Below are 21,856 nucleotides of genomic sequence, written 5' to 3'. Positions count from 1 at the left end.
CCTTGAGGGACTCTGGGTCCCTCAAGGAGGCCTTCACGGAATCGAGCCGGGGAATCTAAGCGTCCACGTGGGTCGGTTCGGCAGAGTCGTCGAGTTCGCGCACGTCGGCCATCCGCAGGCCGGCGATCAACCCGGAGAGGCCCTGGTGACCTTCCGGCCGGAAGGCGAGGATGCCGCTGGCGAAGAACAACAGGTTCGCCAACGGCTCGAACCCGCCGTTGACCACCGACGCCAAGGTCAGCAGCGTGAAATAGCCACCGGAACCGGCCAGGAACCGCACGATCATCCGCCACAGGGCGGGTTTCCCGCCGTCCGGCCCGGCGGGGCGCAGCAGCACGACTCGCTGGCCGAAGCTGGCGCCGTTGCCCACGACGGGAACGACGAACAGCAGGAGCAGAGCCGGCAGGAAAGTGCCGATCAGCGCGGTCACCACGGTGTTCGGTTCGCCGGCGAGCAGGGTCGTCACGATGCCGACGGTGGTACCGAGCAGGACGACCGACACGACGTCGACGGCCATCCCGAGCAGGCGGCGGCGCGCGGTGACCGGCCGCGGCGTTCCCGGCGGCGCGGACGGCTCGTTGCCCGGCAGCAGCCGCAACAGCGGGGCGAGGCCGAAACCGACGGCGGCACCGAGGGTGTTGGTCAGCAGGTCGTCGACGTCGGCCAGCCGGTACGGGCACTCGAACAGGAACCAGACCCCGGTCAGCTGCGTGCACTCGATGAACAGCGAGACCGCGAAGCCGATCGCGACGGTGGCCGCGAAACCGCGCCGGAAGAGGTACCGCACGAACATCCCCAACGGCACGAACAAGGCGATGTTGAACACCGCCTGCTGGACGGCGGGATTGCGCAGGAACGCGCGCGGGCCCGCTCCGGTCTGTTCGCGGCGGATGTCGTCGACGAACTGGAACGGGCGCAGTTGCAGATGGCTGGAGGCGTGCTCGGCGCACCACGCCGCCGTCGTCTCCGGGATGGGGAGCAAGGTGTAGGTCCACAGGGACATGGCATAGACCAGGAATCCGAACACCAGCAGGACCCGCCAGAGCCCGAGCTCCCCGCGGCGCCGGTAACTCGCGGCGATGTACGGGACGGCCAGGAGGCCCGCGAGCACGAACCCCGCGAAGATCGCGATGACCGCGGAGATGGTCGGATCAGTCACTCGCGGACGCTAACAACGCGCGCTCCGGCGCACCCGTCACGCCACCTGGCCGGGTGACGGAGTCGGCGGGGGCGAGGGTGCGCTGATGCGCGAGCGCGGCGATGGCGAAGGTCAGATGGACGACGACCCAGTTGCGGTCTTCGCGATGGACCCGCTGCAGCAGGTCGAGAGAAGCGTCGCCCGGCGTACGTCCCTGACGGCAGGCGTCGATGAACGCCTGGGTCAGTTCGTCGACGTTCCTCCGGAACTCCGCGAAGGTGTCGGAGGGCTGGGCGTTGGTGCAGAAATCCACGGTCACGTCACAGAGCGTTCCATAGCGCGACGCAAAGTTACGAATTGGCGCAGCCCGAATCACTCACGTGAGGTAGGCCTCGCGCGAATCTGTGCTCTGCGTCACGCCGAAGCGAGTCCGGCGGGCATCCGGCGTTCCCGTTCGGCCGCTTGCGCCCGGCGGGTGACCGGGAAGCGCTGATCGAGTTCGACCAGCAGCGGGGTCGCCGCCATCAGTGCCAGAAGGGCGAGCCCGGCGTATGCGCCCAGAGTCGCGATGATCGTCATTTCGGCCTCCTCGGTCTCCGTGCCGCCTGTTCCGGCGGCCTGGAACCAGGATCGCCTCCCGGACAGGGGCGGCGGATCGGTCATCCGGCGGAGACACCTCGACCGGTCGGCCTTTTCGGCACTGCCCGATCGGCCGATCCCGGGCGGCGGTGCAGCAGGTCGAACCGCGACCACATGGCCTCGGCCGCCTCGATGGACTCGCCGGTGCGGACGGGATCGACGGCGGCGAGTTGCGCGACGATCGCCTGCACCAGGCTCATCCCCGCGGTCAGCGACGGGAAGAAGGTCACGCCCTCGGCGGGCACCATCAACACCTGTTCGACCGCCGCCGCCAGCGCGGGACTGGCCGCGTCGGTGATGGCGAAGGCACGCGCCCCCCTGGCCTTGGCCTCGTTCGCGGCGAGCACCGTGCTTTCGTACAACCGCCAGAAACTGATCGCGATGAGCACGTCTTCGGACGTCAGTTTCGCCGTGGCGTTGGCCAGTTCGGCGTCGCCCGCCGTGATCGCGTGGACGTCGTACCCGGCGAGCCGGGCGTTGTGCGCGAACGCGATCCCGACCGCGGCGTAGCTGCCGTCCGCGATCACGACCGTGCGGCGCGCCCCGGCGACGGCCTCCGCGACGTTGCGGATCTCGTCCTCGGCGACGCGCCGGTTGAGCAGAGCGAGGCTGTCGAGGTCGCGGCGCAAAGACGCCGAACCGGGCGAGTCGACGTCCCGGTGTTCCTCGGCCACCTGCGGCGCGCTCAGCGACGACATGTACCGCGCCCGCAACTCCTGTTGCAGCGCCGGCCATCCGGCGAAGCCCAGCGCCTGCGCCGTCCGGGTGACCGTGGCGACGTTGACCCCGGCGAGCTGGGCGAGCTCGGCCGTCGAGCCGAACGACGCCCGGCGCGGTTGCGAGACCAGCACTTCGAGCACGGCGGCCGCCTTCGGCCGCAGGCCGCGCTCCGGTGCGCGGTCCCGAAGCCACGCCTCGAAACCGTCGTCGGTTCCCGTCCCTGTCACGCGCACCCTCCCTCGACGGCGTCACGGTAACGCATCGTGCCCGGCGGACCACTTGCAACAACCATTGCAGTTTTGCCGAAACGCAGTATACGTTGTCCGCACTCTCGTCTCTCCTAGTCGACCGAACCACGGAAGGCGTTCCCCATGACGCTTCTGGCACGACTGGACCGGCTCCCGCTGAGCCGTCCCCATTACAAACTCCTGCTCATCGGCGGGCTCGGCTACACCTTCGACGGGATGGACTCCGCCGTCGTCGCCTTCCTCCTTCCGAGCGCGAAAGCAGCCTGGGGCCTCGACAACGGCCAGCTCGGGCTGATCGGTTCGGCGACGCCGTTCGGCTTCCTCTTCGGCGCGATCGCCGCCGGGCTGCTGGGCGATCGCATCGGCCGCAAGAAGGTCATGATGTACGCACTGGCCTTCTACGCGGTGTTCTCGGTGGTAGCCGCATTCTCCCCCAACTACGAGGTCTTCCTGGGCGCCAGGGTGCTGGCCGGGGCGGGCGCCGGTGCCGAAAGCGCGATCATCGCGCCGTTCCTGTCGGAGTTCGTCCCCGCCAAGCGGCGCGGCTGGTTCGTCGGCGCGCTGGCCGGATTCTTCTCGTTCGGGTTCGTCATGGCCGCGCTGATCGGGCGGTTCGTCGTCCCGACGGTGCCGGAGGGCTGGCGGGTCGCACAGCTGATCACCGCGCTGCCGATCGTCATGCTGCTGTGGTGGCGCCGCTCGCTGCCGGAATCACCGAGGTTCCTGGTCGCGAACGGACGGCACACCGAGGCGGAGAAGATCGTCGCGAAACTGGAGCGGGACGTCGAAAAGGCGACGGGGCAAGCACTTCCCGCAGTCGCGGCGGCCGACGCCCAGCCCGCGACGGAGACCCCCAAGGTCAATCTCCTCAGCGCGCTGAAGTTCCTGTGGAGCCCGGCGATGGCGCGCCGCACCGCGGTGATCTGGACCGTGTGGTTCGTGATCACGTTCTCCTACTACGGCTTCTTCTCCTGGATCCCGACGCTGCTCGTCGAGCGCGGCATCACGGTGACCAAGAGCTTCGAGTTCTCGATCATCATCTACCTGGCGCAGATCCCCGGGTACTTCTCCGCCGCCTGGCTGTCGGAACGGCTCGACCGCAAGCACACCATCGCGTTGTACCTCGCGGGCTCCGCGGTGAGCGCGTTCTGGCTGAGCCAGATGGACGCGCCGTGGTCGATCACCCTCGCCGGGGCGGTGCTGTCGTTCTTCCTCAACGGCACCTACGCCGGCGTGTACTCCTACACCCCCGAGGTGTTCCCGACCTGGATCCGCGCCAGCGGGACCGGGCTGTCCAGCGCGTTCGGCCGGGTCGGCAGCATCCTCGCCCCGACGATCATCGGCCTGTCCGCGGCGAGCCTCGGCTTCGCCGGCGTCTTCGGCATGACCACCGCCGTCCTGGTGGCCGGGGTGGTGGTCGTGGTCGTCTTCGGCCTGTCCACCGCCGGCCGCTCACTCGAAGAACTGACCGAACACGGCGCGCCCGTGAAAACCGCGAAGGAGATGACCAAGTGACCGTGTCGCTGTCCACTGTGGAGGACAAGACCCGAGCCACGATCGGCGTACGGCTGTTCACCGTACTGGCCTGGGTGCCCGAACGGCGGGCTCTGCGACGGGTGCACAGCAGCCACCCCGTCGAGTACCCGGTGGGCGGCGAGAAGACCGTCGAGGTGGCCGCGGGATGGCTGGAGCGGTGCATCACCGGGCAGGAGCCCTACTTCGGGCCGGACAGCGCGGCCGTGCGGGAGATCTTCGCCGACCACGAACTCATCGACCGGCTGGGCTGCGGCGCGGTCATCAACGTGCCGGTGGTGGACGACGGCCGCACGCTCGGCGTCCTCAACCTCCTCGACGCCGAAGGCAGCTACGACGACGATTCGGTCACGGCGGCCCGTTCACTGGCACCGTTGGCGATCCCGGCCCTGCGCGAACTCCTGGAGGAGACCCGATGAACGGATCGCTGCTGCTGCGCAACGCCCGTCTGCTCGACCCGGTCAAGGGCGAATACACCGAGGGCGACCTTCGGTGCGCCGACGGCCGGATCGTAGAGATCGGCGACGGGCTCACCGCGTCCGACACGCGGACCGAGGACCTGCGCGGCGCGTTCGTGCTGCCCGGACTGATCGACGCCCACGTGCACGTCACCGCGTCGACCGCGGATCTGGGGTCGTTGCCCGCGTCGTCGCCGTCCTACGTGGCCGCGCACAGTGCCCGCACCATGAGCCGCATGCTGGACCGCGGCTTCACGACGGTCCGCGACGCTTCCGGCGCCGACTACGGCCTCGCCGACGCGCAGGCCGAGGGCCTGTTCCGCGGTCCGCGGCTGCTGTTCTGCGGACGCGCGCTGAGCCAGACCGGCGGGCACGGCGACAGCCGGACGCGCGGCGCCAACGCCAGCGACGACCACCCGTGCTGCGCCGGTCTCGGCCGGGTCGCCGACGGGGTCGACGCGGTCCGCGCCGCGGCGCGCGACGAACTGCGCAAGGGAGCGCACCACATCAAGGTGATGGCCTCCGGCGGCGTCGCCTCCCCCACCGACCGGATCGACTCCACGCAGTACTCCGCCGAAGAACTGCGCGCCATCGTCGAGGAGGCGGAGGCGGCCAACCGTTACGTCGCCGCGCACGCCTACACCGCCCGCGCCGTGAACCGCGCGCTGGAACTGGGCGTGCGGTCGATCGAACACGGCAACCTGATCGACGACCGCAGTGTCGAACTGTTCCTCCGGCACGACGCGTACCTCGTGCCCACCCTGGTCACGTACTGGGCGCTGAAGGAGGAAGGGCGCGAGCACGGGCTGCCGGAATCCAGCTGGCGCAAGGTCGACGAGGTGCTCGGCGCGGGCATGGCAGCCCTCGAGAAGGCGGCCAAGGGCGGGGTGAAACTCGTTTACGGCAGCGATCTGCTCGGCGGGATGCACCGGCACCAGAACCACGAGTTCCGGCTGCGCGGCGAGGTCCAGTCCGCGCTGGAGGTGGTCCGCTCCGCGACGTCGACGGCGGCGGATCTGCTGAACCTGACCGGCGAGATCGGCACGCTGGCGCCGGGCGCGCACGCGGACCTGGTGATCGTCGACCGGGATCCGCTGGAGGACATCGGTGTCCTCGCCGAGCCGGAGAAGTTCCGGCACATCGTGCAGGGCGGGACCGTCGTGTCCGCCTGACCCGGTACCGGCGCCTTGGGGTCGCCGAGTCCGTCACAGGACGAAGCCCGCGGGGAACGGGTCGTCCGGGTCCAGCAGGTAGGTGGCGTTGCCGGTGATCCAGGCACGTCCGGAGAACTCCGGCACCACGGCGGGAACGCCGCCGACGGTGGTCTCGGCGACGAGTTCGCCGGTGAAGGTCGTGCCGATGAACGAGCTGTTCTCGAACGGCGTGTGCAGCGGGAGCTCACCTCGAGCGTGGAGCTGGGCCATGCGCGCGGAAGTGCCTGTGCCGCAAGGCGACCGGTCGAACCAGCCCGGATGGATCGCCATGGCGTTCCGCGACGCGCGGGCGTCCGACCCCGGCGCGAGGAACTGGACGTGCTTGCAGCCGCCGATCAGCGGATCGGCGGGATGTTTCGGCGGACGCCGGTCGTTGATCGCCGCCATGATGTCCAGCCCCGCGGCCAGGATCCGGTCCTTCTCCGCCCGGTCGAACGGGATGTCCACTTGGGACAGTTCGAGGATGGCGTAGAAATTTCCACCGTAGGCCAGGTCGTACCGCACCTCGCCGAGGCCGGGCACGTCGACGACGGCGTCCCGCTCGGCGAGGAAGGACGCGACGTTGCGGAGCTTGACGCGGACCGCGCGGCCGTCCCGGACCTCGACCTCCGCGTGCACGAGCCCGGCGGGGGTGTCCAGTCGCACGACGGTCTTCGGTTCGGTCACCTCGACCATTCCGGTCTCCACCAGCACGGTCGCCACGCCGATCGTGCCGTGCCCGCACATCGGCAGGCAGCCGGACACCTCGATGTACACCACGCCCCAGTCGGCGTCCGGCCTGGCGGGCGGCTGCAGGATCGCGCCGCTCATCGCCGAATGGCCGCGCGGCTCGTTCATCAGGAACTGCCGCAGGTGGTCAAGGTGCTCCATGAAGTACCGGCGGCGTTCGGCCATCGTGTCGCCGGGGATGACGCCGATCCCGCCGGTCACCACCCGGGTCGGCATGCCCTCGGTATGCGAGTCGACGGCGGTGATGGACCGGATCGACCGCACCTATTCCACCCCCAGCGAAGCGAGCGCGCGGCGCATGTCGGCGGTGACCTGCTCACGGTGTTCCTCGGTCAGCGGCCCGCGCGGCGGACGGCACGGCCCGCCGTAGCGGCCGACGAGATCCATCCCGAGTTTGATCGCCTGGACGAACTCGGTGCGCGAGTCCCAGCGGAACGCGGCCACCAGCGGTTCGTACAGCGCCCTGGCCTCCTCGATCTTGCCGGACCGCGCCAAGTCGAACAGGCGCACCGACTCGGCGGGGAACACGTTGGGGAATCCGGCGAACCAGCCGGTCGCGCCCATCAGCAGGCTTTCCAGCACGACGTCGTCCGCGCCGCTGATCACGTCCAGGCCCGGTGCCCGCTCGCGGATCTCCAGCACCCGCCGGACGTCGCCGGAGAACTCCTTGACCGCGACCACGTTGTCGATCCGCGCGATCTCGGCGAGCAGTGCGGGCGTGAGGTCGACCTTGGTGTCGATGGGGTTGTTGTAGACCATCACCGGCAGCCCGACCGACGCCACGGCTTCGAAATGCGCGAGCACCTCGCCGCGGTTCGCGCGGTACATCGTGGGCGGCAGGCACAGCAGGCCGTCGGCGCCGTCCTCGGCGGCGACCTCGGCCCAGTACCTGGCCTGGTGCGATCCGGGGCCGTGCACACCGACGACGACGATCCCGTCCTCACCGACGGTTTCGATCGCGGTCCGGGCGACGCGACGGCGTTCCTCGTCGGTCAGCGACGAGTATTCGCCGAGCGAGCCGTTCGGGCCGACGCCCCGGCAGCCGTTGTCGACCAGCCATCGGCAATGCTCGGCGTAGGCGTCGTAGTCCACGGCCAGCCCGGCGGGGGCCGACGCGTCCGCCCGGTACGGGAGGGCGGTCGCGACGACGACGCCACCGAGGTCGGGGGTGCTCATTCGGGTTCTCCTTCGGTTCGGGCGGCGAGTTCCCCCAGCCGGATCGGCTGGACGATCGGGCGGTGGTGCCGTTCGGTGCCTCCGCAGAGTTCGGACACGGTCGGACCGCAGATACGGCCCTGGCACGGGCCGAGGCCGGCCCGGGTGCCGAGTTTCAGTGCGTGCGGACCGGGACGGACCGTGTCCTCGGCCGCGCGCGTCAGTTCGCCGTACGTCGTTTCCTCACAGCGGCAGACGATCGTGTCTTCGCGCAGCCAGCTTCGCCAGGCCGCACCGATCGGGTGGGCCGTGGCGAGACGTTCGGCGAAGGTGAGGGCGCGATCGCGGGCGCGGATCAGCTCCGGCGACGGCTCCCCACCGGCGGCGACGCAGCCTGCCACCGCTCCCTCGGCCGCGGCGGTGACGGCGCCGCCGATCCCGGTGATCTCTCCCGCGGCGAAGACACCGTCCACTGTGGTCCGTTGCGCGGCGTCGACCCGTACGAAACCGCCGTCCAACACACAGCCCGCGGCGACGGCCAGCTCCGGCTGCGGGACGAAACCGTGGCCGACGCAGACCGCGTCGACCTCGTAGGTCCGCTCGGTACCAGGAACGGTCGACCAGTCCGCGCGAACCCGCGCGGTCACGACCTCGCGGACGCGGTCCGCCCCGCGTGCCTCGATCACGGCCTGCCCCAGCCGGTACGGGACCCGATGCCGGGCCAGGGTCGCGGCATAGCGCACCAGTTCACCGGCCTTCCCGGCGTGAGCGGCCAAGCGCCACGGACGGGACGACCATCCTTTTCGGACGGTCGAGAACGGGTTCGCCTCCAGCACCGCGACCACCTCCGCCCCGACGCCCAGCAACGATTCCGCGACCGGCAGCAGGAACGGCCCGGCCCCGGCGACGAGGACCCGCCCACCGATCGCGACCCGCTCCCCCTTCGCCAGCGCCTGCGCCGCGCCCGCGGTGTACACGCCGGGCAGTTCCCAGCCGGGGAACGGCAGGGTGCGATCGTGCGCGCCGGTCGCCAGGATCAGGGCGTCCGGGACGAGGGCCAGCCGCCGCCGTCCACTTCCGTCGGTCTGCCCACGCAGGACGTGCACCGTCTTCTCCGCGCGGTCGAACGCCCAGACGGTGGAGCCGGGCCACCACCGGCACCGCGGATGCGCGAGCACCCGGCGCCGCCGGCCGAACTCCGCCCGGCCGTGCTGGACCCGCTCGGGGTACCGCGCCGCGTACGCCTCGGGGAGCATCCGGTGGTACTGGCCGCCGGGGGTGTCCGCCTGGTCCAGCACCGTGACCCGGGCACCGGCCCGCAGCGCGTGTTCGGCCGCCGCGAGCCCGGCGGGCCCCGCGCCGACGATCACCACGTTCACGACCTCTCCTCACGGGACTGGGTGCGGATTTCGTCCCCGTCGGCTGCCGGGCGGCGGCAGGCGCGGACGTCGGGCACGTCGTTCACCGTGAGCAGGCAGTCGAAGCACGCGCCGATACCGCAGAACACCCCGCGCGGCGCGCCGGACCGTGTGGTGCGCCAGGAGGTCCGGCCCGCCGCGAGCAGGATTCCCGCCACGCTCTGCCCGGCGATCCCGGCCAGGGGCTCGCCGTCGACGGTGATCCGGATCGGCCGGTCGGTGCGGCCGACCGGATCGCGATCGCGCGGCAGCAGTCGTCCGCTCATGCGGCCACCTCCGCCAGTACGGCCGGACGGTCCACAGTGAACTCTTCGACGGGCATCGCGGGCTCCGTCCCCGTGAGCAGTTCGCGCAGCAACCGCGCGGTGCCAACGCTCAGCCCGATGCCGGCGCCCTCGTGCCCGGTCGCGTGCCAGAGGTTCCCCAGCCGCGGATCCTCGCCGAGCACCGGGAGATGGTCGTCCACGTAGGGCCGGAAGCCGCCGTACGCCCGCATGATCGCGGCGTCGGCGAGCGCCGGGAACAGGCGCAGCGCCTTGGCCGCGATGGCGCTCAGCACGTCCGGGCGGATCGCGTCGTCGAAATCCACCCGTCGGCGTGAGGAGCCGATCAGGACGGTGCCTCCCCAGGTCGACTCGACGACGGCGGAGGTCCGCAACTCGCCCGAATCGGCACCGACCGCGCCGACGTAATCGGCGTCGTAGACCTTGTGCCGGACGACACCGGGCATCGGAGTGGTCACCAGCACCTCGCCCCGGCGGGGGCGGACCGCGATCGCGGCCCCGAGCCGCGCCGACACCTGACCGGCCCATGGGCCCGCGGCGTTCACGACGACGTCGGCCTCGATCACCTCACCGGGCACGCGGACACCGGTGATCCGTCCGTTGTGGACGGTCGCGCCGACGACCCCGGTGTCCGGGCGCAGCCGCGCGCCGTGGCGCAGCGCGGACCCCAGCAGGGCCAGCGCCGCTCCCGCGGGCTGGACTTGCGCGTCCTCCGGATAGTGGAACGCCGCGGTCACCTCGCGGGTCAGCGCGGGTTCCGCATCGGCGAGTTCCTTGGGGGACAACGGTTCCGCGCGAACACCGGTCTGCGACGCGGCGAACGCGGTGAGAGCGCGCGCACCCTCGTCGGTGGTGGCGACGACGATGCCGCCCTTGGGGTCGTATTCGATCGCCGAAGCGGCACGCGCGTCCTCGTCGGCGATCTCGGCGACCACCTGGGGCCACAACGCGGTCGAAAGCTTCGCGAGTTGGAGTTCCGCGCCGGGCCCCTTGTCGGAGACGAGGATATTGCCCTCACCGTGCGACGTGGTTCCCCCGGCGGGACGGCCGCGATCCACGACCACGACGTCGAAGCCCGCACGGCTCAGCTCACGAGCGCACGCGGCGCCGACGATCCCCGCGCCGAGAACGACCACGCGCGTTCGGTTCATCGACCCTCCTGCGTTCGGTAAAGCGAACGCTCGGAGCGTAAGTTCCACGCCGGAGGGGTGTCAATACCTCCGGCGCGGTCAGCCCTTCAGCACTGGATGCGGCCTGCCGTCCAGCCGTTCGTCGGCTCGGTACTGCAACAGGAGGACCGAATGCACCGGCCCCTCCGGCGCGGTGTAGCAATGCGGTTCGCGGGCGTCGAAGGCGACGTAATCCCCCGGTCCGACCTCGACGGTCCGGCCAGCCACCTCGACCCGCAGCGACCCCGACTGCACGATGGTGTGCTCGATTCCGACGTGCCCTTGCGAACGCTGTGGCGCGTCGCCGCGCACCACTTGGTCGTACACCTCGAAGACGCCGTCGCCGGTCTCGATCCGCCGCAGTGGCCGGAGATCCACTCCCTCACCGCTGAGCACCTCGACGTCGGCCCCGCGCACCACCGTGAGCGCACCGCCCGCCCGCTGGTCGAGCAGGTCGGAGATCGCCACTTCCAGCACCCTGGACAGGCTGAACACGGTCTCGATGGTCGGATTGCCGCCGCCGGACTCCAGTTGCGACAGCGTCGCCTTGCCGATGCCCGACCGCCGCGAAAGCTCCGACAGCGAGAGGTCCCTCGCCGCCCTGGCCGCGCGCAGATTGACCGCCAGCATGTCCCGGATCGAGGGCGTCTCGTCCTGCACCGCTTCTCCCTGCCGTTCGACAAACCGTACGATCGGCCCAGCGTATCGTTCGCTTTGCCGATCGAGTTCGCGGACATCATGACACGCCCGCGGCGGGGAGGGCGTCTTTCAGCTCCTGGCCGCCTGGACCCAGGCGGTGATCTCGTCGGCGGTGGAGGGGAAGTCTCCGGAGAGCAGGTCGTACCCCGATCCGGTGACCACGACGTCATCCTCGATCCGGACGCCGAGGCCGCGCAGCTCCGGCGGCACGGTGCGGTCGCCGGCGTGGAAGTACAGGCCGGGCTCCACCGCCAGCGCCATCCCCTCGGCGAGCGTGCCCTCGCGGTACGCGGACGGATGGGCGGCGGCGCAGTCGTGGACGTCCAGCCCGAGAAAATGGCCGGTACCGCAGACGATGTACCGGCGATGCTGCTGCCCGTCCGGCGACAGCGCTTCGTCCACCGACACCGGAAGCAGGCCCCAGTCGTGCAGCCCCTCCGCGAGCACGCGCAGCGCCGTCGCCTGGAACGCGCCGTAGTCCTGGCCGGGACGGACCTCGCCCAGCGCCGCGACGTGCGCCTTGTGCACCAGGTCGTAGACGTCGCGCTGTGCCACGGTGAACTCTCCGCCGACCGGGAAGGTGCGGGTGATGTCGGCCGTGTACAAGGAATCCACCTCGACGCCGGCGTCCAGCAGCAAGAGGCTGTCCTCGGTCACCCGCCCGTCGCAGCGCGTCCAGTGCAGGATCGGCGCGTGCGGCCCGGCCGCCACGATCGAGGTATAGCCGGGTCCGGTCCCCTCGGTGCGGGCACGGCGGTCGAAGGTGCCCTGGAGCCAGCGTTCCCCACCACCGCCGACCGCCTCGGGAAGCGCGGCCAGCACATCGGCGAACCCGAGGGCGGTGGCGTCGACGGCGGCACGCAACTGGCCGATCTCCCAGTCGTCCTTGATCCGGCGAAGCTCCGCGAGGACGGCCCGGAGCCGTTCGCTGTGGCCGAAGCCGTACGCATCGAGCGCGAGGTCGACCCCGGCGCCGACCAGGACGCTCGGATTCCGTCCCCGCAAGCCGTGCGGGAGGTCCTCCAGCGGACGGCATTCGATCCCGAGCGCGCGCTCGTACGCGGCCGGTCCGGCGGCGGAGCCGACCCACAGCGGGCTGGTGTCGGCGTCGCCCACGAAGTCGGGCTCGTGCGCCTCGGCGGGCCGCGGGACGTACAGCGTGGCGTGGTGGCTGTCGCCCGCCGGGGTCATCACGAGGATCGCGCCCTCACGCTGACACCCGGTGAGCCACACGAAGTCGCTGTCCGCGCGGAAACCGTGAAAGGTGTCGTTGGACCGCACCACGGCACGGCCCGCCGCGAGCGCGATCCGCTGACCGGGCAGTTCCGCCGACAGCCTGCCGCGATGGGCGGCGGCCGCCTCGGCGGTGCCCGGCGGCACCTCGACGAGGTCGTCGGCGGGCTCCCAGCCGTCGCTGATCCAGGTCCGGAATCCCTTGGCGGCCAGCAGCGCGCGCAGATCCGGCCGGGTTCGGTCGCCGCTCATCGGCTCCCCTTTCAGGTAGTCAAGGTTCTGGCCGCACCTTCGCATCGCGAACGGCCGGGCCGTAATGACCGGCGGCGATAGACTCCGCCTATGGCCCTGGAGATCCGGCACCTGCGGGCGATCTGCGCCATCGCCGAAGCGGGCAGCCTCTCCCAGGCGGCCGCCGCGCTGGGCATGTCCCAGCCGTCGCTGACCTCGCTGCTCCAGCGGCTCGAACGGCAGATCGGCGCGCCCCTGTTCGTCCGCAGCCACACCGGCGTGACCCCGACCCCGGTCGGCGAGCAGACGTTGCGCCGGGCGCTGACCCTGCTCGTGGAGTTCGACCGGTTCGAAAGCGACCTCCTCGGCGCGCTCGGCGACGGCCCGGTCCGGCTCGGATCGTCCCAAATGGACTGTCTGCCCACCTTCGTCGAACGGCTGGACGACGCGCTGCCGGGGCTGGACGTGACCGTCCACGTCGAACCCTCCAGCGCGGTACTGGCGCGGGCCCTCGCCCGCGCGACACTCGACATCGCCGTCATCGCCATGTCCGACGACCAGGAAGTGCCGCTGGCGAAACACCTCGGGCACCGGGTGCTGTTCTCGTGGGTGCCCGTGTTCATCGGTCTCCCCGCCCGGCACCGGCTCGCCGGCGGGTTCGAAGTCGACCTCGCCGAGCTCGCCGACGAAGCGTGGATCGGACCGCCCGGCCCCGAGGACGGCTCGCTGACGTCCCTGCGCGCGGCGGCGCATCGGGCCGGGTTCACGCCCCGGATCCGGTTCGAATGCCCCAACGGCGGCGGACGGCACCTGATCGCCGCCGGGCAGGCGGTGCAGCTCGTCGAACCCACCGCGCCCGAACTGCCCGGCATGGTCGTCCGGCCGCTGAAGGGCGACCCCATGCGGATGCGGCTCGTGCTGGCGTGGCGCAAGGAACGGCTGACGTGGGATCAGGTGGAGAACGTGTACCGCGCGGTGATGACGTCGTACACGCGGCACGCGATGGCGTCGGCCCCGTTCCGGACCTGGTGGGAGCGGCGGCGGAGTTCCCGGTCGTGGGACGGGCTGGTGGACTTCTTCCGGGTGACCGACTCCTGAGCGCGGGTCTGTAACCCGATCCCGCCTCGTCGCGATTGACCCCGTACCGAGTGAACGGAAACGGAGGATGATGCCGCAACGCCTGTGGCTGGGTCTGGCGGTCGTCTACGCGTGCACCGCCGTGGTCCAGCTCTACCTTCTCGCCAGCACCGGCGCCGTCTGGGCCGGGACACTCACCGCGGCCGGCTTCGCGGCGGCACTTCTGTGTCTTCTCGCCGCCTGGAAGTCCTCGAAACGAGAACGGGGCGACACAAGGGAAATCGACTCGCACCGCCCCTGACGGCCGGGTGAAGGGCTCCACTTCGCGGGTGACCATACACCGTCATGTATCCCACCGTTCACCGCTGACGGCCTTGCCAGGCGCGGTGAACGGCGTACCGTGAGAAGTACGTGAGGTTGAGTCCACCAGCCCGCGCGAACGACCCGCATGTCCGCGGCCCAGCACCTTGTCACAGGGCGACGCGGCGGCGAGTTGACTTGCGCAGCCGTTGTGCAGGCTTACCCGTTGTCGTCTCGTCCCGGCTTTCCGGGAGACAGCACCATGACCGAACGTATTCCTTTCACGCGGAGCAGCCGCGACGGTCCCGCGTTCCGCGCCCTTGCCCGGCCCACCGTCCCGCCGCCGCGTCCATCGGCCGAGAACCTGTTGCGGGTGAAGCGGATCCGGTGGAACGAAGACCTGCTCGTCGTCGCCGCGGCCGGGGAGATCGATCTCGCCACCGCGGGACGGCTGGAGCGCGCGCTCCGGGGCAGCCTTCCGGCCGCGACGGTGCTCGACCTCAGCGAGGTCGGCTTCCTCGGCGTCGCCGGGTTACGGGTCATCGAATCCGCCGCGGCCCGCGCCCGCTCCGAACGCCGCGCGACCGGGGTGGTCACGGACGCCCGGCCGGTACTGCGCCTGCTGCACCTGTTCGGCGTCGACAGCCAGATCCCCGTATACCGGCACCTCGACCACGCACTCCTCGAAGTGCCCAACCGCTGAGCGGCCCGCCGCTCAGGATCCGGCGAGCGGCAGGAGCGTGGAAAGTCCCGTCTTCGAGGCCAGCCGCCGGATCGTGGGCGACGGCAGGAAACTCAGGTCGACCCCCTGGGTACTGCACCGGTCGTTGATCCTGACCAGGGTCGCCAAACCGGTGGAATCGCAGAACTCCACGCCTTCGAGATCGACGACGAGCCTGCCCGGCGCGGGCTCCAGCGCGTTCTCGAACGTCTCCTTGAGGTCTTCGGAGGTCGTCAGATCGATCTCCCCCGCCACCGCGATGACGACCTCGGCGCCATCGGGCCTGGCGAGGGTCACCGAGAACGGGACCTCCCGGTTTTCGCCGTCTCCGCTCGTCACCGTCATCCACCCCTCGTGATCGGTACCCGACTGTCCCGAACATATCGGAAGACGGCGCCCGCTCGCGCGGCGCGCGTGTCCCGATCCGCGGCGGTGCCTTAGCCTTGTCGATGGATCCGGCGGTCGTGGACCGCGGCGGACGACGAGGAGAAGCTTCGTGATGCCGATCGACGAGCCGGTGCGCGACGGCACCGACGAGCTGGTCCTCGAGGTCGCCGCCGTCGCCGCCCAGGCTGCCGCGCTACGGGAGGTCCTGGTGAAATGGGCCCTCGAACGGGGTCTTCCCCGGGAGCTGGCCGAGGACCTCAAGCTCACCGCCTACGAAGCGATGACGAACGTCGTCAAGCACGCTTACCCCGACGGCACCGACGACAACGTCATGAGGGTGACCGCCGCCCACGGCGGCGGTCACCTCACGGTCGTCGTCGCCGATGAGGGCCGCTGGCGCGACGGACGCCGCCCGGACGGCGGACGCGGCCTGCCGATCATCCGCGCCTTCGCACCGGAGGCGACGGTGACGAGCACGCCGACCGGGACCATCGTCCGGCTCGCCTGGCCTTGCCCCACCGCCTGACCGGGGCGTCAGCCGGCGGTGACGAGCGTCTTCACGAACGTCGCACCGCGTGCGCGGCCCAGCGCCCGTTGATGCGGTGGACTTCGACGTCCCGTTCGTAACAGGCGGAGAGCCCTTCGCCGGTGAGGACCTCGTCGATCGGCCCCGCGCCGGTGACCTTGCCGCGGCGCACCATCAGCGCGTGCGTGGCCGTCGCCGGGATCTCCTCCAGGTGATGTGTCACGGTGACCGTCGCGAGCTCCGGCTGGGCCAGCGTCAGGTTCTCCAGCGCCATCAGGAGATCCTCGCGGCCTGGCAGGTCGAGACCGGCGAACGGCTCGTCCAGCAGGAGCAGCAGCGGGTCGGCCATGAGCGCCCTGGCGAGGCGGACCCTGGCACGTTCGCCCTGCGAGCAGACGCGCACCGGCCGGTCGCGCAGTTCGGCGCAGCCGACCAGTTCGAGCAGTTTCGACGCCCTGTCCCGGATCGCGTCGTCGTAGCGGTCCCACAGCGGCAGCACGCTTCCGCTGAACCCGGTGAGCACCACGGTGTGCGCGTCGTGATTCTCCGCGTCCGGCAGCCGCTGGTTCGCCCCGACGAAGCCGATATGCGTCCGCACGTCACGCAGGTCGACCGCGCCCATGCGATGGCCGAGGACGACGGCCGTCCCCGCGCTGGGGAACCGCTGGGTCGAGGCCACCGAAAGGATGGTCGACTTCCCGGCCCCGTTACGGCCGAGGACGACCCAGCGCTGGCCGTAGTCCACCCGCCAGTCGACGTCCGACACCAGCGGCACGCGACCGACGTGGACCTCGACCCCGGACAGCTCCACCGCGGGTCCGTCGAGATTCGGCTGCACGAAGACCGGCTTGTTCACGCGGTTCATGATCGCAGGGCGCGCGCCAGGGCCCCGTCGGGGGTCCGATCATCGGATGACGTCGTAGACCAGCTTCTGGACGCCGTTGCCGTAGGCCTCGCTCTCGACGAGCTTGAGGTTCTGCTTGTCCTTGTCGGTGTCGCCGAACAGCTTCTTGCCCGCGCCGAGCAGGACCGGGAACAGCAGCAGGTGGTAGCGGTCGACCAGACCGGCGTCGGCGAGGTTCCGGTTCAGCTCCGCGCTGCCGTGGATGATGATCGGCCCGCCCTCGGTCTCTTTGAGCTTCGCGACGTCGTCGAGGGAACGCAGGATCGTGATCTCGCCCCAGTTGTCGACGAGGTCCTCGTCCCGCAGCGTGGTCGAGACGACGTACTTCGGCATCGCGTTGTACGCGGCGAAGTCCTCGGTCATGCCGGGCCACACCGGCGAAAACACCTCGTAGCTGACCCGGCCCATCATCATCGCGGTGGCCTCGCCCTGCTCACGCCCCTTGAGCTCGAAGGCCGCTTCGTCGAACTCGATACCGTCGAAGGTCCAGCCGGAGTTGCGGTAGCCCGGCTCCCCGCCGGGCCCTTCGACGACGCCGTCGAGCGAGACGAACGCGGTGGCGATCAGGGTGCGCATCTGGTTTCTCCTTGGTCGTTTTGAACTGCTTTCGACACTACGTCGACCGGGGAACGACGGATTCGACACCGCGCCGGAAAAAAGTTTCAGCCTTCCGCGTCGCGCACGAGCAAGGCGATCTGCACCCGGTTCTCGACACCGAGTTTCGCGAGCATGCTGCTCGTGTGCGCCTTCACCGTCGCAACGGTGATGTGCAGTCTCCGCGCGACATCGGTGTTGGACAGGCCCTCGGCGATGGCGTTCGCGGTCTCGCGTTCGCGGTCGGTCAGGCCGGCCAGGAGCCCGCGGGCGGTGTCCCGGGACGCCCGGCGCGCGTCGGACGAGTGCGGCCCGGTGGCCGCGGCGATCAGCCGGGACGTCGCGGCGGGCGAGAGCGCGGGTTCGCCGGTCGCGACCGTCCGGATCGCGGCGAGGATCCGGGGCGGCGGCGTGTCCTTGAGGAGGAATCCGAGCGCGCCGACGCGCAGCGCGCCCAGCACCATCTCGTCGGAGTCGAACGTCGTGAGCACCAGGATCCGGGGCGGTTCCGGGAGCCGGAGGATCTCCTCGGTCGCGCTGATGCCGTCGCGTCCCGGCATCCGGACGTCCATCAGGACGACGTCGGGCCGCTGCTCCCCCACCACGGTCACCGCCGCGTCGCCGTCGGCGGCCTCGCCGACCACGACGAGGTCGGGTTCGCCGTCGACGATGAGCCGCAGCGCCATCCGCACCAGATGCTCGTCGTCGACGAGCACGACCCGCACCCGCTCGCCGCCCATTCACTCGCTCCCTTCGCGGACCGGCCACGGCAACCGCGCGGCGAGGACGAACCCGCCGTCCGGTTCCGCGTGGTGGTCCAGCACGCCACCTGCCAGTCCGACCCGCTCGGAGAGCCCGAGCAGCCCGAAACCCGAGGTGGGCGGGCCCGCGACCGCCCGAGCCGCACCGGAATCCCGGATCGTCGCCCGCACGCCCTCCCCCGCTTCCCCCTCGACGGTGACGGCCACTTTCGCCCCCGGCGCGTGTTTGCCCGCGTTGGTCAGGCCCTCCTGGACGACCCGGTAGACGGTCCTCGTGATCGCGTCGGGCGGCTCGCCCGGGATCGTGGTCGTCAACGAGACGTCCAGTCCCAGCGCCCGCGCGTCCGCGACCAGCTCCGGCAGGTCGGCGAGCGAAGGCTGCGGTGGTTCCAGCTCCTCCGGGCCCGCCCGGAGCACGCCCAGGACGTCCCGCAGCTCCTCCAGCGCCTGATGGGAGCCGTCGGCGATCCCGCGGGCCAGTTCCGCGATCTGGTCGGCGGGCAGATCAGGACGGTGCCCCAGCACCCCGGCCTGCATCGCGACCAGCGAGACCCGGTGCGCGAGGACGTCGTGCATCTCGCGGGCGATCCGGTGCCGCTCCATGATCCGTGCCTCGGCCGCCCGCGCGGCCTGCTCCCGTTCCGCGCTTTCGACCCGCTCGCGCAGGGAGCGCACCTCCTCCCGGCGAGCCCCGATCGCGGCGCCAACGGCCACCACGATGCCCACCAGCAAGGTGGGAAGGCTGATCACCAGCCACAACGGTCCCGGCGCCTCGCGCTGCGGATAGAGGCCGGCCGTCAGCACCGCCGTGACCACCGACAACACCGCCACGACCGCCGTTTCGGCCGGTCGCCGCCGGGTGGCCAGCGAACAGAGGGCCAGTAACGCCGCGCCCGCCGCCAGTACCGAAGCCATCGTGGCGAGCGTGATCGCGACCGTGATCACGACCGGGAAGCGACGGCGCCACAGGAGGGCGACCAGGCAGACGAGCGCGATCAGCGGATCACCGGTGATCAGCCAGTCGACCCTCGGCCCCGCCGCGCCCACCGGCAGTTGCGACGCCGTGACGAGCCAGAGCAGCGCGCCCAGTCCGGTGGCGGCGAGCAGGCGCCAGACCTCTCCCCACGCACGAAGGGGCGGCCGGGCGCCGGCGTCGGTGATCACCGGCCCATCATGGTCGACCCGCTCGCGGCGGCGCAGCCGGACACAGGACGATCCGGGGCTCGACTTTGGTCGGACGCGAAGTGCGACGCACTGCCGATGTGCGCCCGGATCCTGCTGCCCATGATCGCGGGAAGCAAGCGTCCCGCCGGCGGACGCCGGTCCGCTAGTATCCGCAGCCGGGCGATTTCCGTCTACATCGGACGGAAGTCACGGGGTCTTGTCGATGGCGGGAGAATGCATGGCGGACGGAGTTGGCTCACTCGCGGGATGGTCTGCCGATCCCACCGAAGTGACCAGCTACGTGGGCCGCGACGCCGAGACCGGTGAAGCGCGGCGCCTCCTGAACGTGTCCTCGCTGGTCACGCTGACCGGGCCGGGCGGCGTCGGCAAGACGAGACTGGCGTGGCGGATCGCCGCTGCCCACCGCGAGGCCACCGCCGACGAGGTCGCGTTCGTGTCGCTGGCCGAACTGCGGGAACCGGCGTTGCTCGTGCCGACCGTGGCGAACGTCCTCGGCTTCGGCGACCGCTCGGCGAAGCCGGCCATCGAGGTGGTCGTCGAGGCGCTTCAGGCCAGCCGGTTGCTGCTGGTGCTGGACAACTGCGAGCATCTGGTCGACAGCTGCGCCTGGTTCGCCGACACCGTCGTCCGGGCCTGTCCTCAGGTGACCGTGCTGGCCACGAGCAGGCAGTCGCTCGGGGTGGCGGGCGAACGTGTCCTCCCGGTGCCGCCGCTGGCGATCCCGGAACAGGGCGACTCCCTCGAGCGCTTGACGAACGACGAATCCGTGCGACTGTTCGTGGACCGCGCGACCGCGGTCGCGCCGTCGTTCCGGCTCACCGAAGAGGACACCGAACCGCTGATCCGGCTGTGCCGCAGACTGGACGGGCTGCCGCTGGCCATCGAGCTGGCGGCCGTCCGCGCGCGGGCGTTGTCCCTGAGCCAACTGGCCGACCGCCTCGACCGGCAGTTCTCCGTGCTCACGAAGGACCGGCGGGGGCGGCCGGAACGGCACGAGACCATGCGGGCCCTGATCGACTGGAGCCACGACCTCTGCACCGGGCCGGAACGGCTGCTGTGGGCGCGCGCGTCGGTGTTCTCCGGCAGCTTCGACCTCGACGCGGCCGAACAGGTCTGTTCCGGTGGCGAACTGCCGCGCGAACGGGTCCTCGAAGTCGTCGACGGGCTGCTGGACAAGTCCATCCTGCTGCGCGAGGAGTACCCCGGCGGCGTGCGGTACCGCATGCTGGAATCGGTACGCGAGTACGGCGTCGACAGGCTCAGCGAGACCGGCGCGACGGCGGAGTTCCGGAAACGGCACCGGGACTGGTTCGCCGAACTCGCCGGCCGGTACGCCACCGAATGGCTGGAGACGGATCAGCTCGCCTGGATCGGACGGCTGCGGCGCGAACACGCCAACCTTCGTGTCGCCCTCGACTACTGCACCGGCGATCCCGCCGACGCGATCATCGGGCTGCGGATGCTACGCGACGTCAAGGAGTTCTGGATCGTCCGCGGGCTGAACACCGAGGGGCGGATGTGGGTCCGCCGTCTCGACGAGGCGGCGCCGCCGGGCGTTCCCGGGCGGGCGCACGTGCTGTGGCTGTCCAGTTTTCTCGCCCTGGTGCAAGGAGACCTGCCCGCTCACCGGTGCATGCTGGAGAGGGCGGCCACCGAAGCCGGGGCAGGCGGCGACGAACTCGCCGCCGCGTACGTGCTCCACGTCCGCGCCTACGCGGCGCTGATCGGCAACGACATGGCCGAGGCGTCACGCCTGTTCGGCACGGCCATCGACCTCTTCCGCGCCCACGGCGACGAAGGCGCGGACCTCTGGGCGAGCTACAACCACGGGCTGGCCATCTGGCTGAACGGCGACATCGACCGCGGCCGGGCGGTACTCGCGGAAGCCGTCGAACGGTGTGAGCGGCAAGGCGAGGTCTTCTGGCGGGGCTGGGCGCTGTGGTCGCGTGCCGCCGCCGAGTACCTCCAAGGGGATCTCGCGGTGGCGAGCCGCTGCTGCGAGCAGGTCCTGCGCCTGCACGCCAGGGTGGACGACCGCGTCGTCGTCGGGTTCACGCTCACCGTGCTGGCGGGCTGCGCCGCCCGCACCGGACGGCCCAACCGGGCCGCGATCCTGCAGGGTGCCTCGATGAACGTCTGGCGCACGGTGGGCGCGTGGCCGACGCGGTACGAGGCGTTCACCGAACCGCTGCTCGCCGACACCGAGGTCGTGACGGCGGCGCTGGGCTGGGAGGTCGCGGTCAAGGAGTTCTCCGACGGCGCCGCGATGCCCATCGCCGACGCCATCGCGTACGCCCTCGAAGAACGGTCACCCGAACCGCGGAAGGAGACCGCGCGGGTGCTGACCAAACGCGAGACCGAGATCGCGCACGTGGTCGCCGAAGGGCTGACGAACCAGGAGATCGCCGACCGGCTCGGCATCGCCCGGCGGACGGTGGACACCCATATCGACCACATCCTCACCAAACTCGGCTACTCCAACCGCGTCCAGGTCGCCACGTGGGTGACCCGGTCCGCGGAATCCGCCTGACGG

At 70.9% G+C, this 21,856-nt stretch carries 24 protein-coding genes; 8 read left to right on the top strand and 16 right to left on the bottom strand.

Features of this window, described 5'->3' with window-relative positions:
- Positions 1-55 precede the first annotated feature (55 nt).
- The 4 genes from ACFVM3_RS18500 to ACFVM3_RS18485 all read right to left on the bottom strand — a co-directional run bounded on the left by ACFVM3_RS18500 (position 56) and on the right by ACFVM3_RS18485 (position 2,724).
- Entirely contained in the window at positions 56-1,159 is a 1,104-nt protein-coding gene (locus tag ACFVM3_RS18500) for a VanZ family protein (RefSeq protein ID WP_378440090.1), read from the bottom strand.
- Positions 1,152-1,457, bottom strand: coding sequence for a hypothetical protein (locus ACFVM3_RS18495; RefSeq protein WP_340682232.1), 306 nt, complete (start codon positions 1,455-1,457; stop codon positions 1,152-1,154). Before ACFVM3_RS18495 ends, ACFVM3_RS18500 begins: the two co-directional genes overlap by 8 nt.
- Before the next feature lie 95 nt (positions 1,458-1,552).
- The gene (locus ACFVM3_RS18490; protein WP_378440088.1) at positions 1,553-1,801 is read right to left on the bottom strand and encodes a hypothetical protein; all 249 of its coding nucleotides are present in this window, start codon (positions 1,799-1,801) and stop codon (positions 1,553-1,555) included.
- Positions 1,798-2,724 carry a MurR/RpiR family transcriptional regulator gene (locus ACFVM3_RS18485; RefSeq protein WP_378440086.1) on the bottom strand — a complete coding sequence of 309 codons (927 nt, stop codon included), beginning with the start codon at positions 2,722-2,724 and terminating at the stop codon, positions 1,798-1,800. Before ACFVM3_RS18485 ends, ACFVM3_RS18490 begins: the two co-directional genes overlap by 4 nt.
- A gap of 144 nt (positions 2,725-2,868) precedes the next feature.
- On the opposite strand from ACFVM3_RS18485, the gene ACFVM3_RS18480 reads away from it, so the two are divergent.
- Genes ACFVM3_RS18480 through ACFVM3_RS18470 form a run of 3 tightly spaced genes read left to right on the top strand, consistent with a single transcriptional unit; the run spans position 2,869 to position 5,908 of the window.
- A complete protein-coding gene (locus tag ACFVM3_RS18480) occupies positions 2,869-4,260 on the top strand; it encodes an MFS transporter (protein ID WP_378440084.1) in 1,392 nt (463 codons plus the stop codon).
- Positions 4,257-4,697 (top strand): GAF domain-containing protein, encoded by a 441-nt coding sequence (locus tag ACFVM3_RS18475; protein ID WP_378440082.1) that lies wholly within the window; start codon positions 4,257-4,259, stop codon positions 4,695-4,697. Before ACFVM3_RS18480 ends, ACFVM3_RS18475 begins: the two co-directional genes overlap by 4 nt.
- Positions 4,694-5,908: an amidohydrolase family protein gene (locus ACFVM3_RS18470; protein WP_378440080.1), complete on the top strand. Its 1,215-nt coding sequence runs from the start codon at positions 4,694-4,696 to the stop codon at positions 5,906-5,908. The genes ACFVM3_RS18475 and ACFVM3_RS18470 overlap by 4 nt, the downstream gene beginning before the upstream one ends.
- A gap of 33 nt (positions 5,909-5,941) precedes the next feature.
- Here ACFVM3_RS18470 and ACFVM3_RS18465 read toward each other — a convergent pair whose 3' ends face one another.
- The 7 genes from ACFVM3_RS18465 to ACFVM3_RS18435 all read right to left on the bottom strand — a co-directional run bounded on the left by ACFVM3_RS18465 (position 5,942) and on the right by ACFVM3_RS18435 (position 12,889).
- On the bottom strand, positions 5,942-6,943 hold the full coding sequence (locus ACFVM3_RS18465; RefSeq protein ID WP_378440078.1) for a proline racemase family protein: 1,002 nt from the start codon (positions 6,941-6,943) through the stop codon (positions 5,942-5,944).
- Positions 6,944-7,855 (bottom strand): dihydrodipicolinate synthase family protein, encoded by a 912-nt coding sequence (locus ACFVM3_RS18460; RefSeq protein ID WP_378440077.1) that lies wholly within the window; start codon positions 7,853-7,855, stop codon positions 6,944-6,946. It abuts the gene before it with no gap.
- Positions 7,852-9,213 (bottom strand): NAD(P)/FAD-dependent oxidoreductase, encoded by a 1,362-nt coding sequence (locus ACFVM3_RS18455; protein ID WP_378440075.1) that lies wholly within the window; start codon positions 9,211-9,213, stop codon positions 7,852-7,854. Before ACFVM3_RS18455 ends, ACFVM3_RS18460 begins: the two co-directional genes overlap by 4 nt.
- Positions 9,210-9,518 (bottom strand): (2Fe-2S)-binding protein, encoded by a 309-nt coding sequence (locus ACFVM3_RS18450; RefSeq protein WP_378440073.1) that lies wholly within the window; start codon positions 9,516-9,518, stop codon positions 9,210-9,212. The genes ACFVM3_RS18455 and ACFVM3_RS18450 overlap by 4 nt, the downstream gene beginning before the upstream one ends.
- Complete coding sequence (locus ACFVM3_RS18445) at positions 9,515-10,687, bottom strand: NAD(P)/FAD-dependent oxidoreductase (protein WP_378440071.1); 1,173 nt, start codon at positions 10,685-10,687, stop codon at positions 9,515-9,517. The genes ACFVM3_RS18450 and ACFVM3_RS18445 overlap by 4 nt, the downstream gene beginning before the upstream one ends.
- Before the next feature lie 78 nt (positions 10,688-10,765).
- Complete coding sequence (locus tag ACFVM3_RS18440) at positions 10,766-11,365, bottom strand: helix-turn-helix domain-containing protein (RefSeq protein WP_378440069.1); 600 nt, start codon at positions 11,363-11,365, stop codon at positions 10,766-10,768.
- Between the two features lie 108 nt (positions 11,366-11,473).
- Positions 11,474-12,889 (bottom strand): aminopeptidase P family protein, encoded by a 1,416-nt coding sequence (locus tag ACFVM3_RS18435; RefSeq protein ID WP_378440067.1) that lies wholly within the window; start codon positions 12,887-12,889, stop codon positions 11,474-11,476.
- Between the two features lie 90 nt (positions 12,890-12,979).
- Here ACFVM3_RS18435 and ACFVM3_RS18430 point away from each other — a divergent pair, with 90 nt between their 5' ends.
- The 3 genes from ACFVM3_RS18430 (at position 12,980) to ACFVM3_RS18420 (ending at position 14,948) form a co-directional block, all read left to right on the top strand.
- A complete protein-coding gene (locus ACFVM3_RS18430) occupies positions 12,980-13,966 on the top strand; it encodes a LysR family transcriptional regulator (protein ID WP_378440065.1) in 987 nt (328 codons plus the stop codon).
- Positions 13,967-14,033: 67 nt separating this feature from the next.
- Positions 14,034-14,246 (top strand): hypothetical protein, encoded by a 213-nt coding sequence (locus ACFVM3_RS18425; protein WP_378440063.1) that lies wholly within the window; start codon positions 14,034-14,036, stop codon positions 14,244-14,246.
- 261 nt (positions 14,247-14,507) lie between these two features.
- Positions 14,508-14,948, top strand: coding sequence for an STAS domain-containing protein (locus ACFVM3_RS18420; RefSeq protein WP_378440061.1), 441 nt, complete (start codon positions 14,508-14,510; stop codon positions 14,946-14,948).
- Positions 14,949-14,960: 12 nt separating this feature from the next.
- Here the strand turns inward: ACFVM3_RS18420 and ACFVM3_RS18415 are convergent, their stop codons facing one another.
- Complete coding sequence (locus tag ACFVM3_RS18415) at positions 14,961-15,311, bottom strand: STAS domain-containing protein (RefSeq protein ID WP_378440059.1); 351 nt, start codon at positions 15,309-15,311, stop codon at positions 14,961-14,963.
- A 154-nt stretch (positions 15,312-15,465) separates the two neighbouring features.
- Here ACFVM3_RS18415 and ACFVM3_RS18410 point away from each other — a divergent pair, with 154 nt between their 5' ends.
- Positions 15,466-15,879, top strand: a complete 414-nt coding sequence (locus tag ACFVM3_RS18410) for an ATP-binding protein (protein ID WP_378440057.1) — start codon at positions 15,466-15,468, stop codon at positions 15,877-15,879.
- A gap of 31 nt (positions 15,880-15,910) precedes the next feature.
- Here ACFVM3_RS18410 and ACFVM3_RS18405 read toward each other — a convergent pair whose 3' ends face one another.
- From ACFVM3_RS18405 to ACFVM3_RS18390, 4 genes are all read right to left on the bottom strand, one after another.
- Positions 15,911-16,744, bottom strand: coding sequence for an ABC transporter ATP-binding protein (locus tag ACFVM3_RS18405; RefSeq protein WP_378440055.1), 834 nt, complete (start codon positions 16,742-16,744; stop codon positions 15,911-15,913).
- A 39-nt stretch (positions 16,745-16,783) separates the two neighbouring features.
- Complete coding sequence (locus ACFVM3_RS18400; RefSeq protein ID WP_378440054.1) at positions 16,784-17,359, bottom strand: dihydrofolate reductase family protein; 576 nt, start codon at positions 17,357-17,359, stop codon at positions 16,784-16,786.
- Positions 17,360-17,445: 86 nt separating this feature from the next.
- The gene (locus tag ACFVM3_RS18395) at positions 17,446-18,117 is read right to left on the bottom strand and encodes a response regulator (RefSeq protein ID WP_378440052.1); all 672 of its coding nucleotides are present in this window, start codon (positions 18,115-18,117) and stop codon (positions 17,446-17,448) included.
- Positions 18,118-19,302 (bottom strand): sensor histidine kinase, encoded by a 1,185-nt coding sequence (locus tag ACFVM3_RS18390; RefSeq protein WP_378440050.1) that lies wholly within the window; start codon positions 19,300-19,302, stop codon positions 18,118-18,120.
- A 238-nt stretch (positions 19,303-19,540) separates the two neighbouring features.
- Between ACFVM3_RS18390 and ACFVM3_RS18385 the strand changes: the two genes are divergently transcribed.
- Positions 19,541-21,853, top strand: a complete 2,313-nt coding sequence (locus tag ACFVM3_RS18385) for a LuxR C-terminal-related transcriptional regulator (protein WP_378440048.1) — start codon at positions 19,541-19,543, stop codon at positions 21,851-21,853.
- The last annotated feature ends 3 nt before the right edge of the window (positions 21,854-21,856 follow it).

Source organism: Amycolatopsis sp. NPDC057786 (assembly GCF_042797905.1).
In the GTDB taxonomy this organism is placed as follows: Bacteria; Actinomycetota; Actinomycetes; order Mycobacteriales; family Pseudonocardiaceae; genus Amycolatopsis.
The sequence above is the reverse complement of the archived record's forward strand: the minus strand, read 5'-3'. Positions and strand labels throughout refer to the sequence as shown.